Annotated in this window: 12 protein-coding genes; 5 read left to right on the plus strand and 7 right to left on the minus strand. The window is 34.8% G+C overall.

What is annotated here, in order from left to right; translation table 11 throughout:
- Positions 1 to 75 precede the first annotated feature (75 nt).
- On the minus strand, positions 76 to 702 hold the full coding sequence (locus HH_RS07885) for a LysE family translocator (protein ID WP_011116472.1): 627 nt from the start codon (positions 700 to 702) through the stop codon (positions 76 to 78).
- Positions 703 to 840: 138 nt separating this feature from the next.
- Between HH_RS07885 and gyrA the strand changes: the two genes are divergently transcribed.
- Genes gyrA through HH_RS07905 form a run of 4 tightly spaced genes read left to right on the plus strand, consistent with a single transcriptional unit; the run spans position 841 to position 5,678 of the window.
- On the plus strand, positions 841 to 3,315 hold the full coding sequence (gene gyrA, locus HH_RS07890; protein WP_011116473.1) for a DNA topoisomerase (ATP-hydrolyzing) subunit A: 2,475 nt from the start codon (positions 841 to 843) through the stop codon (positions 3,313 to 3,315).
- Positions 3,316 to 3,355: 40 nt separating this feature from the next.
- A complete protein-coding gene (locus HH_RS07895) occupies positions 3,356 to 3,829 on the plus strand; it encodes a hypothetical protein (protein ID WP_011116474.1) in 474 nt (157 codons plus the stop codon).
- Positions 3,826 to 5,136, plus strand: coding sequence for a sigma-54-dependent transcriptional regulator (locus HH_RS07900; RefSeq protein ID WP_011116475.1), 1,311 nt, complete (start codon positions 3,826 to 3,828; stop codon positions 5,134 to 5,136). Before HH_RS07895 ends, HH_RS07900 begins: the two co-directional genes overlap by 4 nt.
- A 20-nt stretch (positions 5,137 to 5,156) precedes the next feature.
- A complete protein-coding gene (locus HH_RS07905) occupies positions 5,157 to 5,678 on the plus strand; it encodes a hypothetical protein (RefSeq protein WP_011116476.1) in 522 nt (173 codons plus the stop codon).
- 46 nt (positions 5,679 to 5,724) lie between these two features.
- Here HH_RS07905 and HH_RS07910 read toward each other — a convergent pair whose 3' ends face one another.
- From HH_RS07910 to HH_RS07935, 6 genes are all read right to left on the minus strand, one after another.
- Complete coding sequence (locus HH_RS07910) at positions 5,725 to 6,771, minus strand: CNNM domain-containing protein (RefSeq protein ID WP_041309143.1); 1,047 nt, start codon at positions 6,769 to 6,771, stop codon at positions 5,725 to 5,727.
- 1 nt (position 6,772) lies between these two features.
- Positions 6,773 to 7,738: a CNNM domain-containing protein gene (locus HH_RS07915; protein WP_011116478.1), complete on the minus strand. Its 966-nt coding sequence runs from the start codon at positions 7,736 to 7,738 to the stop codon at positions 6,773 to 6,775.
- 127 nt (positions 7,739 to 7,865) lie between these two features.
- Positions 7,866 to 8,762: a hypothetical protein gene (locus tag HH_RS07920; RefSeq protein WP_011116479.1), complete on the minus strand. Its 897-nt coding sequence runs from the start codon at positions 8,760 to 8,762 to the stop codon at positions 7,866 to 7,868.
- Positions 8,755 to 9,990 (minus strand): replication-associated recombination protein A, encoded by a 1,236-nt coding sequence (locus HH_RS07925; RefSeq protein WP_011116480.1) that lies wholly within the window; start codon positions 9,988 to 9,990, stop codon positions 8,755 to 8,757. The genes HH_RS07920 and HH_RS07925 overlap by 8 nt, the downstream gene beginning before the upstream one ends.
- Positions 9,984 to 10,361, minus strand: coding sequence for a heat shock protein transcriptional repressor HspR (locus HH_RS07930; protein ID WP_011116481.1), 378 nt, complete (start codon positions 10,359 to 10,361; stop codon positions 9,984 to 9,986). The genes HH_RS07925 and HH_RS07930 overlap by 7 nt, the downstream gene beginning before the upstream one ends.
- A gap of 25 nt (positions 10,362 to 10,386) precedes the next feature.
- Positions 10,387 to 11,280 (minus strand): DnaJ family protein, encoded by an 894-nt coding sequence (locus tag HH_RS07935; RefSeq protein WP_011116482.1) that lies wholly within the window; start codon positions 11,278 to 11,280, stop codon positions 10,387 to 10,389.
- A 158-nt stretch (positions 11,281 to 11,438) separates the two neighbouring features.
- Here HH_RS07935 and HH_RS07940 point away from each other — a divergent pair, with 158 nt between their 5' ends.
- Complete coding sequence (locus HH_RS07940; protein ID WP_011116483.1) at positions 11,439 to 14,354, plus strand: RecB-like helicase; 2,916 nt, start codon at positions 11,439 to 11,441, stop codon at positions 14,352 to 14,354.
- The last annotated feature ends 49 nt before the right edge of the window (positions 14,355 to 14,403 follow it).

Consider the following 14,403-nt stretch of genomic DNA (forward strand, 5'->3'; position numbering starts at 1 on the left):
GTTACTATTTTACTTTATTAATGAGGAAAATATTTTCAAATGATACAAAATGATACAAAATAGTTAAGATTCTTTTTATTTTTTTATAAATAGAGTTGCAACTAGATCACCAAATTCAAAACATAAAAGCCACCCAAAACATACAAAAAGCACACCACAAATGATATCAATGATGTTAAAAATTTTTGTATTCATATATTGTTTAGCTACACTTGCGCAAATAATCACAAGTATAAAAGCGCTAAAAAGTGAACACCATAGTGCAATTAAACCTATTCCCATACCCTCATCAATAAAAGGTGTTACCAAAAATATGAAAAATAAGATTGCCTTGGGGTTAGAGAGATTGAGGAGTAATCCCTGCATAAATCCATCTTGAGGCATATTATTTTTTTCTATGTTTAAATCATATGTCAAAGAGGGCGCACTCAATATTAAATAACCCAAATAAAGAAGATAGAATCCACCTATTAAACTAAGAGTAAGTTGTAAGATAGGAGTGTTTAACCAATGGCTCAAACCTGCGTATATAAGCCCTAAATACAAACACCAGCCGCTTGCAATGCCAAGGAGCACTTTTAATCCTTGAGCCATACCAAATCGCAAAGTTGTTTTCAAGGTAAGAAGTATATCGGGTCCGGGCGTTATCGCACCAAAAAATCCTATAAGGCACAAAAGGATAATTTTTTCTGTTATTTCCATATTTGATTAAGTTTCTCACTTTTTGTATTTAAAGATAATATGCCAAAGAAGAATTATATAACGCTTTTACTTAAGAAGTAAGCCTATTTTTAGTGAATTTGGGCTAAAATAGCGCTAAAACCTAGATTGGGAGAGACAATGGATAGCCTAATAGAAGATAATAATATAGATGTGAAAATTGATGATTCTATCAAAGAGAGTTATCTTGATTATTCAATGAGCGTTATTGTGGGGAGAGCCTTGCCTGACGCAAAAGATGGACTAAAGCCTGTGCATAGAAGAATCTTATATGCAATGAATGAGCTTAATCTCTCACCACGTCGTCCATATAAGAAAAGTGCGAGAATCGTAGGCGATGTAATTGGTAAATATCACCCACACGGAGATACTGCGGTATATGATGCACTTGTGCGTATGGCACAGGATTTTTCTATGCGACTTGAACTTGTTGATGGGCAAGGGAATTTTGGTTCTATTGATGGCGATGGCGCAGCGGCTATGCGTTATACAGAGGCACGTATGACAAGTGCAAGTGAGGAGATGCTCCGTGATATTGATAAAGACACGGTTGAATTTGTGCCAAATTATGATAATACGCTTTATGAACCAGATGTTTTGCCTACGAGATTCCCAAATTTGCTTGTAAATGGTTCAAGCGGTATTGCGGTAGGTATGGCGACTTCTATTCCTCCGCATCGCATTGATGAGATTATAGATGCGCTTATTATGGTGATTGATAAAAATACGCAAGATGTGGAAGACTTGCTTGATATTGTGCAGGGACCGGATTTTCCAACAGGTGGAATTATCTATGGCAAAGCAGGAATTTTAGAAGCTTATCGGACAGGGCGGGGACGCATTCGTGTGCGTGCAAAGGTGCATATTGAAAAAACAAAAACCAAAGATGTGATTGTCATTGATGAAGTGCCTTATCAAGTGAATAAAGCAAAGCTTGTTGAGCAAATTTCGGAATTAGCAAAAGAAAAGGTTATTGATGGTATTTCAGAAGTGCGTGATGAAAGCGATAGAGAGGGTATACGAGTTGTTATTGAGCTTAAACGTGATGCGATGAGTGAAATTGTGCTTAATCATCTTTTTAAATCCACAACAATGGAAAGCACTTTTGGGATTATCCTGCTTGCAATTAATAACAAAGAGCCCAAAATTTTCAATCTCCTTGAACTCTTACAGATTTTCATTGCTCATCGTAAAACAATTATTATCCGCAGGAGTATTTTTGAGCTTGAGAAAGCTAAAGCGCGAGCGCATATTTTAGAGGGTTTAATTATTGCCTTAGATAATATTGACGAAGTCATTAAAACTATCCGTGCTTCAAAGGATACTGATGAGGCAAAAAATGCACTTGTGTCTAAATTTAAATTAAGCGAATTGCAAGCTAAGGCTATACTTGAAATGCGTTTGCAGAGACTTACAGGCTTAGAGAGAGATAAGATTAATGAGGAATATGCCCAGCTTCAAGCTCAAATTGCATATTTAGAATCTATCCTTAAAAGTGAAGATAAGCTTAAGTCCATTGTAAAAGAAGAGCTTTTAGAAATAAAAGAGAAATTTAGCACGAAAAGGCGCACACAAATTGAAGAGGATTATGATGCCATTGATGTGGAGGATTTAATCCCTAATGAAAAAGTAGTTGTTACAATGAGCCATAGAGGTTATGTCAAGCGTGTATTGCTTAAGACTTATGAAAAACAAAATCGTGGTGGTAAGGGTAAAATTAGTGGTAATACGCACGATGATGATTTTATAGAATCTTTCTTTGTGGCAAATACGCACGATACGATTATGTTTGTTACCAATAAAGGGCAGCTTTATTGGCTTAAGGTGTATAAGATTCCAGAAGCAGGACGCACAGCTATTGGAAAGGCGGTAGTAAATCTCATTAATCTTCAAGCTGATGAAAAAATTATGGCAACTATTACTACCACAGATTTTAATGAAGATAAATCACTCGTATTTTTTACTAAAAATGGTGTTGTTAAACGCACAAATCTTAAAGAATATGGCAATATTCGTAGCATAGGTGTTAGAGCGATTAATCTTGATGAAAATGATGAGCTTGTAACCGCACATATTGTTGATTCTCATATCAAAGAACTTTTTATAGCCACTTATCAAGGTATGTGTATTCGTTTTGGTGTTGAAGAATTGCGTGAGATTGGGCGTGTAAGTCGTGGGGTAACAGGTATTAAATTTAAAGCAAGCGAAGATTGTGTTATTGCAGCTACGACTATCGCTAATGATACAGATAAGCTTTTAACAGTGAGTGAGCGTGGTATTGGTAAGCAAACTTTGGCTGGAGAATATCGTTTGCAAAGCCGTGCTGGTAAAGGAGTCATTGTAATGAAGCTTACGCCTAGAACAGGAAAGCTTGTAAGTGTCGTAAATATTAATGATGAAAATATGGATCTTATGGTGCTGACAAGTTCAGGTAAAATGATTCGTGTAGATACAGAGGCTATACGTAAAGCTGGGCGCAATACAAGTGGGGTAAAAATTGTAAATGTTGGTGATGATAAAGTGGCTTATGCTAATGTTTGCCCAAAAGAGCCAAAAGAAGAAGACATAAATGATGAAGAAGGAAGCGAGGGTTAATTAAAAGTAAGGATTGTAAGAATAGAGTGAGGAGGTTTATATGCGTGGGCAACTCTTAATATTCCTTTTGTGTATAGGCATACTCAATGGAGCAAATGAGCTTGATGTGATTCCCTATAATGAATCCTTTGATGGTGCTGAAGTGGAGCTACTTATCTCTTATAAAATGGTAAGCAAAGATAATGTTGCGTTAGGAGAGCTTTATCGCGTATCTCACGTAATGAATTACCAAAATCAAAAAGGCTATCAAGTCGCTGCTGAATGCGAAATTGATGCAAGTAGGTATCCTATTATGGACGATATGCCTTATTTTATTACTTCCATTCTTAAGCAAGAAAAAGAGCAAGTATTAGAGTGCTTTTATACATATGAGGTGTATGTGCAAGAATCTACAAGGGGGAGAAACAATGCTCTAAGTTCGCGAGTGAGCTTTGAAATTGCACCCACAAGGATTAAAGCAAAGCTTGTTGATAAAAGCATTATGTTACAAATCTTATCAAAGGGGAGAGTATGAAAATCGCAATCGTAGAAGATGATATTAATTATCGTAAATCATTAGAAACCGCGTTTGAAGATTATCCACAATATGAGATTGTCAGTTTTAAGAATCCAAAAGATGCCCTAAAAAAGCTTGATGAGAGTTTTGAGCTTGTTATTACAGATATTAATATGCCTCAAATGGATGGTTTAGCTTTTTTACAAGAGCTTAATGGGCGATATGAGGCAATTGTCATTACAGGGAATGCTTCTGTGCAAAATGCGATAAAATCCATTCGTTTGGGTGTTAAAGATTTTCTTATTAAAGGTTGTGAGATAGAAACATTTATTGAAGCCATAGAGCGTAGTCATAAAGTCCGCCAAATAGCACAAAAATCCCCTGCTAAGTTATCAGATTCTATTAAGGATTTTATTGCTTCTTCTCCAAAATTAGAGGAGATTAAAGCTATTGCACTCAAAGTTGCAAAAACTGATGCAAGTGTGCTACTTTTAGGGCAGAGTGGTGTAGGTAAAGATGTGTTTGCACAATTTATTCATCGTAATTCTCATAGGGCAGATGCGCCTTTCATAGCTATTAATATGGCAGCAATCCCTGAGCATTTATTAGAATCTGAACTCTTTGGGTATGAAAAAGGTGCTTTTACAGATGCTACAACTGCTAAACCGGGTATTTTAGAAGATGCTAATGGAGGCAGTGTATTTTTAGATGAAATCGGAGAAATGCCTCTAGCTCTTCAAGCTAAACTTTTGCGAGTATTGCAAGAAAAGGCTCTGACACGACTTGGTAGTTCAAAGCCTATCAAAATTGATGTGCGTTTTATATCTGCTACAAATGCCGATATACAAGCAAAAATTGCCAAAAATGAATTTAGAGAGGATTTGTTTTTTAGATTGCAGACAATTCCCCTATCTATCCCACCGCTTAAAGAGCGCAAAGAGGAGATTTTGCCCTTGAGCGAGTGGAAATTAGAATCTGTATGTATGCAGTATGGTTTAGAACAAAAGCGGTTTTCATCTCAGGCTAAAGAAGCTCTTATGTCTTATGAGTGGCCCGGTAATGTGCGCGAATTGCTTTCTGTTATTGAACGAGCTGGTATTTTAAGTGAGGGAGATGAAATAAGCGTAAAAGATTTATTTTTAGAGAGCCGAAGTGGTGTATTTGGGTTTGTCCCTCAAGCGCAAGGAAGCAAGATTGCCGAGCTTGAAAAGCAGCTTATCGCTCAAACACTTATAGAATCTGCTAATGATGTGCAAAAAGCAAGTGATATATTAGGTATGAATTTAGAGGTATTACGGCATAAAATTGCCCGCTATGGGCTTTAATAGCATAATGAGGAGAAAAAATGTTTAGGTTTATTTTGATTTTGGTATTTTTGGGAATAAATATTTATGCAGATGATAAGGCTAAGATCAAAGAGTTATATAAACAATGGGGTGGTATCTATGTCAAAGATATGCAAATAAATGAAAAAAGTGTGCGTTTAGGTTTTTTGATTGATGATAACTGCTATGTCAATGAACACCAGAGTGCTGATGGTGAGGGCAATGATGGTATGGGGAATTTTTATTGTTCAATTTATTATTCTAAAGACGGCAAAGATTTTCTTGATTGGTGGAAACATAACATAGATTTTGTTACAGAGCCACAAGATCAAAATTATGCCACAACACGCATTATTTCGCTTATTTCAAAGCAAAATGCGGTTATTAAAGTGTATTCAATGGAATTTGCAAATGATTTTTGTAATATCAAAGTGCAAAAACAAGGAGAGAACATTACACTTGAAAAAACAGAATGCAAACTTGATGGATTTATTTTGCACGATGAGGTTTTTGGCACATATACAAAAAGTGAAAAATGGTAATAAAAGCAGATGCTAGAATCTGCTTAAAATACATACAGAAGTAAAGTTATTTTAGCTTACTTAAATATTTTAAGCGGTAGCCTTTTATCTTTTCTCTTGCGAGTTTTTGCATATCAGGAGTTTTATCAAATTCATCAATGATTTCCTCACCCAAAAGCGTTTCAATCACATCTTCTAGTGTAACGATACCAATAAGTTGCTCATACGCATCTTGCACGGCAAAAAATCGCTCTTTTTTACTCATAAAAAGATTAAGCAGATTTAAAACCGAAATATCAAGAGAGATAGTATGCACTGGACGCATAAGCTCATAGATTTTCTTTTCTTTTTCTTTTTTAATGCCTTCTTCTAAAATATCTACTGCTAAGACAATGCCAATGATATTATCCACACTTTCGCCATAAACAGGGATCTGTGAATGATGATAAATGCCCTCAAGTGCTAAAACTTCTTTAATTGTGATATTATGATGCAGCGCAAATACAACACTTCTAGGCGTGAGTATATCAAAGGCTTGATAATTTTTTAACTCAAGGAGATTCTCTATAATATTTTGCTCCCGTGCTGTGATTGAGCCACCTTTTTGCCCAATTTGACTTGCTGCGAGAATTTCCTCACGACTTATGGGATTACTGCCTTTTTTTGGCTTAACAAAACGTGTAATAAGCTTAGCTATCCATACAAAAGGAAAAGTAATTTTAAGGAGATAATGAATGCTAAGTGTTACAATAGGCACAAAGCTTTTCCAATGAGTTGCTCCCAAAGTTTTGGGGAAAATCTCACAGGCATAAATAAGCACAATAGTAAGGATTATTGCCCCAAAACTCTGCCATTCTGTGCCAAAAATATGTGCCACCTCAATGCCCACACCCGTAGAAGTAGCTGTAATGCCAAAGGTATTAAGCACCAAAATTGCCCCTTCGGCATCATCTACATTATTTTTTAACTCTTTCAATCGCGCACCGATTTTAGGATTACTTTTTTCATAGCTTGCAACAAATGAGGGTGTGATAGATAGAAAGACAGATTCCATAATTGAACACACAAAGCACACAACAATAGCGATTATGCAATATAAAATAAGCAATTCCATTCTAGTCCTTTTTAAGTGTCCCAACGCTAAGGGTAGCCATAATCACATCATCAAGGCTTACTATGCCTACGAGATTATTCCTTTTATCTACAACAGCAAATAAATGTTCTTTTTTGTTGATAAATTGCTCTAATAAATCAAGCAAACTCACATTTTCTTCTATCTTAGTAATGTCTTTGGCAAAATCTTTAAGCATTTTTTTCTTTTTGCCATTTAACATTGCTTGTAAAATATTTTTGCGATATACGACTGAACAAATATTGCTTGGTATTGCTGCATAAAGCGGAATACGCGAATATTTATGCTCCTTTGTTGCCTTGATAGATTCTTTAATGCTCATTTGTTCATCAAGGGCGAATATTTGCTCTTTTGGGGTCATAATATCTTTTACCTTGAGTGATTTTTGCTCTATTAAATGTTCTAAAATGTCGCCTTCTAACTCATTGATTGAACCGCTTTTTTCGCCTAGCTCCATAACAGCTAATATTTCATCGCGACTCATTTGATTTGTGTGATTGTTTTTAAGTAATCGTGTAATAACGCGTGAAATATATACCAATGGAAAAGTAATCCAATAAAGTGTTAAAATCACATAACAAGCGGGTAAAATGAGAGATTTCCAATAAGTTGCACCAATAGTTTTAGGGACAATTTCTGAAATATATAAAATGCTCATAGTCATCACAAATGCGACTACACCTTGCCAAGATTCACCAAATATTTCTACTGCCTGCACACCTACACCTGCTGCCCCCACTGTGTTAGCAAAGAGATTTACGATGAGTATTGCTCCAATAGCATTATCAATATTTGTTTTGAGATACTGCAAAATCTTACCACTTTTTGGGTGAATCTTAGGATAGCTTTCTATAAAAGGCGGTGTAACTGAAAATAGCACAGCTTCTAATACCGAACACACAAAAGAAATACTAATTGCAAGTAAAAAATAGGCAATAAGCAAACCCATAAAAACTTTATATCCTCTTTTTAAGCTTTTATTTATAAGTTGAGATGAAATTAAAGCGAAAATATTTTTAATCAAGGATTATAACATAATGTAGGAAAAAACAATCTTTTAAATATTAAAAAATAATTTAAAGTGGCATTAACTCTTGTTTTTTGGTTGCATCAAGAAATGTGTATCCAAATGAGAGAGAGAATCCAACAAAAAGATTGCTTCCGGTTTGTGAGATATGACGTCCTTGTAGTGCATAATATTTTATAAAAGGTGCAATAGCTAATTTTTTATAAAGTTTAGTATCTACACGTGCTTCTATTTCAAGCTGATATAGAGGATTATAGCTTTGTGGAGCAGAGCTATAAAGATAATGACGAAAGTTAGTAAAATAATAAAATTTTGTATTTTCATTGACTTTATATTCAAGGCGGATACCGCTCTCCCAGCCATAGTTTTCAGATTCTATATTAAGTGCAAAATCTTTTTCGCTAAAGGCATTTAAATGCAAATCTTTAATATATACCCCATCAAAGAGCTTTATTCCTGTATTAAATCGTATAATTTGATGTCTGTTTTCAAATCCACTTTGATAATTAAGCTTAAAAAATGGACCTACTTCAAAACCTCCAACAAATGTGGGAACATACCAAATTCTATGTGTATAGTCAGTAGAGAGAAGAATTCTATCAAGTGTGGTATTGCTTATACGCTCATTTTCAACTACAAGAATCGTGCGTCCATACTCTGCAAGAATAGAATTAAATACAACATAGCGTGGTGCATAAAAATCAAGTCCCAAGTCAAAAAGCCCTTGTGCGATAAGTTGAGAATCACCCTTTACGCGGCTATCTGAAAAATTGATATATTCATTTTGCCCGCGTATAGAAGTTGAACTTAGATTAGCTGCTATGCGTTTAAGCTCAATATGCCAACCGCGTTTGTCAGGATTAATATCAATTTCTGCACCAAGGCTTTGTATAGCTCCAAGACAAAGGAGCATAGCACATATTTTTACTTGTATATATTTATTCATTTTTCTCTCTTATATTTTTTATTTTACTAAGCCATTCATTAAGCGTTTTTTCAAAGCCTTTGGTTGTGGATTCTACAAATTCTAAAGGCTCTTTTGCATCTTCTAAATAGTTTTGTTCTACCCAACCACCAAAATCGTGTGGATACAGATATTTTTGAGCTTCTGGCATAATGTGTTTTGGGATAGGAAGTATGCACCCCTGTTTAACAGAATCTAGAGCTTTATTAATGGCATTATAAGCAGTATTACTTTTGGGAGAACAAGCAAGATAAATGACACATTGAGAAAGAATAATGCGAGATTCGGGATAACCAATTTTGCTCACTGCTACCATTGTGCTTGTGGCGAGGTTGAGGGCATTTGGATTAGCATTCCCAATATCTTCACTTGCTAAAATAACAAGTCGTCGCGCAATAAATTCTGGATTCTCGCCTCCTGCAATAAGTCGTGCAAGATAGTAAATACTTGCATTTGCATCACTGCCGCGTATAGATTTAATCATCGCGCTAATAAGACTATAATGTGTTTGGGCTTCGCTTGAGCCATCGTGGAGGGTATAAGGGCGCAGAGATTGCAAAGCTTGATAGGTAATGAGACATTCTTTTTCATTAAGGGTATCGCACGCAGCATCAAGGAGATTAAGCATAGCACGTGCATCTCCAGCACTTGAGCTAATAATAAACTCTTGGGCTTGAGGAGCAAGCTTTACTTTTAAATGTTTTTGATTATGTAAATAAGTGAGCGCATATTGTAAAATCTGTTCTAAATGTATAGGCGAAAGCGGTTTGAGCTCAAAGATAAAACTCCGTGAGCGAATGGCATTTGTGAGTGAATGAAATGGATTATAAGTGCTTGCACCAAAAATAATGGCAGTATGAGATTCCATAATTGGTAATAATACTTCTTGTTGCAATGTATTGAGCCGATGCACTTCGTCAATGAAAATCAGCGGTTGATATAAACCTCCTTCATAATTTTTGATAAATTTACGCAATTCTTCAATTTTAAAAGTTGTAGCATTAAAGTTTGCAAATGGTTTGTTAAGTTCTTTAGCAATAAGTTTAGCAAGGGTAGTTTTACCACTACCAGGTGGTCCATAAAAAAAGCAATGTGCTATTGTATGGTGCTGTAACATTTTAAAAAGTGGCGTATGGGGAGCAATAATATGCTCTTGTCCAATAAAATCCTGTAAGGAAGTAGGGCGGAGTAAATGTGCAAGATTTAGCAAGGAGACACTTTGTTTTTTTGAAACAAAATAATTTCATAAGAACTTTCATTTGTTTTGAGCACTCTACTACTTCCTTTATGCTTAGCAAGGTCTTCTCGTAAGTCTCCAGCCATTTTATCGAGCTCATCAAGCCGCTCTTTAAGGCGAAGAATAATATCTACTCCTGCGAGATTTACGCCCATATCGCGTGTAAGTTTAAGAATAGTCTTAATTTTATCGATATCGCGTTGAGAATATAAGCGCATTTTACCATCAGTGCGCCCAGGCTGAATAAGTCCTTCTTTTTCATATTGACGCAAAGTTTGAGGGTGAATCTCTAAGATCCTTGCTACCACACTAATAAGATAAACGGGTTCGTCATAGCTATACATAATTCCTCCTTGTGATGTTATACTCTTATGGGAGTTGCTCTTGGAGCATATTTTTTAGCTCATTACTCAAATGATCTGTATGAGGCAAAATAATATTTGCTCTAAGATACAAATCGCCCATAATGCTTGTTTTGCGATTTTTGATACCCTTACCTTTAATACGGAATTTTTGGTTATTTTTGGTATTAGGCGGAATCGTCAAAGTAATGTCTTTATAGAGCGTTGGTAGCGTAATTTTGCCTCCAAAAAGTGCAACTTTAAGGGGCACATCAAAGCTTTTGCTTAAATCATCGCCATCAATCTCATATTCATTTGATTGCAAAACTTGCACTTTAAGGAGCAAATCCCCACTGCGTCCATTATGTGTGCTGCCTTTACCTTTAAGTCGGATAGTCTCACCATTTTTAAGTCCCACTGGGATTTTAATATCAAAACTCCCACTGCGTCCGTTATAATGATAGCTCCCGCCAAGTGCTGCACTTTCAAATGGAATCTGAATATTCTCTTGTATATCAAGATTTGGAGCATTAAAACCACTAAAACCAAAGTCCCCACCGCTTCCAAAACCAGCACTTCTGCTAAAATTAAATCCACTGCCATTTCCTGCGCTAAATCCGCCTTGTCCAAAAATAGAAGCAAGTATATCATCAAGATTGACATTGCTCCCTTGTGAGCGGGAGAAATCGTGAAAGTTTTGTCCGCCAAACATTGCATCGCCAAAGCGGTCATATTGAGCCTTTTTGTTTTCATCGCTTAGCACTTCGTAAGCAGCATTGATTTCTTTAAATTTCTCCTCTGCTCCTGCGTCTTTATTGATATCTGGGTGATATTTGCGTGCAAGTCTGCGGTAAGCCTTTTTTATTTCATCGTTTGAGGCATTTTCATTTACTTCAAGGGTATCATAAAGACTTTTTGACATTATAACTCCTTATAGATTCTTAAATATTGATATTTCGTGATAAATTTAAGTGCTATTGTATCATAAAAGTTTAGTAAAGTGTAGTCAAGGTTAAAAATTTATAGAAAATTCATATCTTTAAGTTATAATTGGGCATAAATTAACACAAAAGGATATTGGTGCAAAGCACTAAAAAGCAATTTTTTGCGCTCAAGGCTTCGGCTGGTAGTGGGAAGACTTTTAATCTTTCTTTACGTTTTATTTATCTCCTTTTTCAAGGAGCCAATCCTCATCAGATTCTCACTCTGACTTTTACTAAGAAAGCCTCTAAAGAAATGTATCATAGAATCCACGATTATCTCAAATTTCTCTATGATTTTACACAGGATAAGCATACAAAAGAAGGTATGAATATTTATGCCGCGCTCATCAAAGAGGGTTTGAGCGATGAGTTTTTACGCGATAAAATTGAAAGTATTTATTATGAATTTATACAAAGCAATCCACGCATTACGACTATTGATGCATTCTTTCACGCGGTATTAAAAAAATTTTGTTGGTATGTAGGTATTTCTTCACATTTTGAAGTAGGTAATGTGAGTAAAGATGAAATTAATGAACGCTTTTTGAGCACGCTTTCTTTGCAAGATGTGCGTGAGATTGTTGCATTTTGTTTTCACCATAAGATAAAGATTACAAAGTTTTTATCTATGCTTTATGATTTTTATATGTTTTCAAATGAGACTATTCAAAACCTTTCTCCTGCACCTGAAATCTCACTTTTGGAGGTAGATGATATAGAGAAATTGATATTAGAGAAAATGCAAATTATTTATCAATTTATCTTCACACAACCTCAAGCAAGCCAGAGAGCTAAAAATCTTTTTAATAAAAAAGATATTAAAAGCATATGCGAGAGCCCTAAAATGCTTTTAGATTGGAATGACCATAGCTATCTTAAAAAAATAGATTTAAGTCAATTTGATGATGTGCGTGAGGAAATACTAAAACTTTTACATCTTTATTTTATACAAAGAGAATATAAGATATTTACGTGGATTAAACGTTTTATTTATATATTTAAACAAGCCAAGGAGCAAGAAATAAGGGCAAAAAACCTTTTAGGATTTGATGATGTGATGCTTAAAAATTATGAATTGCTTCATCAAAATATAGAACGTGATTTTTTCTATTTTCGTCTTGATGAAAAGATTACGCATATTTTGCTTGATGAATCTCAGGATACAAGTCTTATGCAATATCAGATTCTAAAACCTATTATAGAAGAAATTAAATCGGGAGAAGGGCGTATTGGTGATAGAAGTGTTTTTATGGTGGGTGATGAAAAACAAAGTATCTATATGTTTCGTGGAAGTTTTGCGGGAGTGTTTGAGGAAGCCATAAAAGATTTTCATCAAGAAAATCTTGATTACAATTTTCGCTCAAGTCCGCGTGTAATTGCCTTTAATAATGATGTGTTTCAATCGTGTTTCCCATATTATTTGCCACAACAATATCCACACAAACCATCTCATATAAAGTCTAATGGTTATGTGAGGGTATTGTCTCAATGTATGGATAATGAAGATTTGGGATTGCATAAGCAAATATGTGCTGAACTTGAAATCTTATTGCAAAATGGTGCAAATGAAGATGATATAGCTATTTTGACTTTTAAAAATGATGATGTTTTATCACTCAAGGAATATATCAGTATGCAGATTCCTCATTTAAATATTGTTACTGAAACAAACTCTTCGCTTTTTCAAAGAAAAGAGGTAAAGATTCTTATTTGCGCCCTTGAGTTTATTCTGTTGTATTCAAAGATTCAAAATGGAGAGTATGAGGCAGATTCTTATAAACAATTATTGAGCACTAAAAAGCTTTATGAAAAAAAAATTATCAAACTTCTCGGTAAGCCTTATATGTGTTCTAATAGACTTATTGATGAGATTAAAACACTTATGCTCCCTTCTGATACACCACCTTCGGAGGCGATATTTTTACTCATTGAAGAGCTTGATATTGCACAAGCAGCATCTATGAAGTTTCTAGAGCTTAGTTGTGATTATATGCGCATTGAAGAATTTTTAGATGCATTGCCTCAAATGGTGTGTGCTGCACCGATACAAAATAATAAAGGTGTAAAAATTATGACAATTCACAAGTCAAAAGGCTTAGAGTTTGAATATGTTATTTTGTGCGATAAATTAAGTGGATTTCAGCAGGGCAGAGAAGTTTTTATCTATGAGTATGAGGATATACAAATAAAGCAGATGTATTATAAAATAGCTGGACGAGAGAGCTTTGATAAAGAATATCAAAAAGCACTCCAAGCACATAAAATGCGTGAAAAGCAAGAAGAGTATAATATGCTTTATGTGGCTTTTACACGTGCTAAGTATGGTTTAAGTATAGTGCAAAAATATAAAGGAAGTGCCTTTGAGATTCTAAATCTTACCCCTTGCTGTGATGAGATAGCATACATTTCCCCAAAACAAAGTGTGAAAAATATTTCTTCAATTCATACGCCACAAGTTCTTATGCACAATATGCCATCTTTTGGGCGACAAATTGCTTTTATCAGGCAAGAAAAAGATGAGCGAAAAGGCATTTTTGATACGCAACAATGGCACAATATTATTTTCGGACACGCTTTGCATAGTGTATTTGAATTATATTTGGGATATAAGATGACACAAAAAGATATACAAAGTATTTTGTATAATCGCTATGGATTCGCCCTTTCACTCTCAAGTATTATTCAAGCTATGCAATATGCGATAAATTGCATTCAGAGCAAAAAGTTTATAGAGATGCGAAAAGGTAAGCATATTGTATGTGAAGTAAGCTATATTGCTAAAGAACATTTATATCGCATAGATACACTTTTATATGATGAAAAGGAATGGATTGTTCTTGATTATAAAAGTAGCGCGACTAATATAGATATGCAAGAAGAACAAATCCGAGAGTATATGAGATTTTTATTTTCTCTTAATAAGCAAGAAAAACAGCAGGAGAAAAATATCCGAGGTTTTATTGTGTATCCGCTTAAAAATGTAGATGAACAATTTTATGAAGTAAGCTTATAAAATTTTAAGAAAAAATATTTTACTTATTGACTAGCCTAGCACAAATAAA

Source organism: Helicobacter hepaticus ATCC 51449 (genome assembly GCF_000007905.1).
Taxonomy (GTDB): Bacteria; Campylobacterota; Campylobacteria; order Campylobacterales; family Helicobacteraceae; genus Helicobacter_C; species Helicobacter_C hepaticus.

What these genes read in the sequence shown, in the direction of transcription:
- HH_RS07930 (WP_011116481.1), bottom strand. Translation starts at nt 10,361, where the DNA reads ATGTATAGCTATGACGAACCCGTTTATCTTATTAGTGTGGTAGCAAGG.
- HH_RS07935 (WP_011116482.1), bottom strand. Translation starts at nt 11,280, where the DNA reads ATGTCAAAAAGTCTTTATGATACCCTTGAAGTAAATGAAAATGCCTCA.
- HH_RS07915 (WP_011116478.1), bottom strand. Translation starts at nt 7,738, where the DNA reads ATGGGTTTGCTTATTGCCTATTTTTTACTTGCAATTAGTATTTCTTTT.
- HH_RS07885 (WP_011116472.1), bottom strand. Translation starts at nt 702, where the DNA reads ATGGAAATAACAGAAAAAATTATCCTTTTGTGCCTTATAGGATTTTTT.
- HH_RS07895 (WP_011116474.1), top strand. Translation starts at nt 3,356, where the DNA reads ATGCGTGGGCAACTCTTAATATTCCTTTTGTGTATAGGCATACTCAAT.
- gyrA (WP_011116473.1), top strand. Translation starts at nt 841, where the DNA reads ATGGATAGCCTAATAGAAGATAATAATATAGATGTGAAAATTGATGAT.
- HH_RS07920 (WP_011116479.1), bottom strand. Translation starts at nt 8,762, where the DNA reads ATGAATAAATATATACAAGTAAAAATATGTGCTATGCTCCTTTGTCTT.
- HH_RS07900 (WP_011116475.1), top strand. Translation starts at nt 3,826, where the DNA reads ATGAAAATCGCAATCGTAGAAGATGATATTAATTATCGTAAATCATTA.
- HH_RS07910 (WP_041309143.1), bottom strand. Translation starts at nt 6,771, where the DNA reads ATGGAATTGCTTATTTTATATTGCATAATCGCTATTGTTGTGTGCTTT.
- HH_RS07905 (WP_011116476.1), top strand. Translation starts at nt 5,157, where the DNA reads ATGTTTAGGTTTATTTTGATTTTGGTATTTTTGGGAATAAATATTTAT.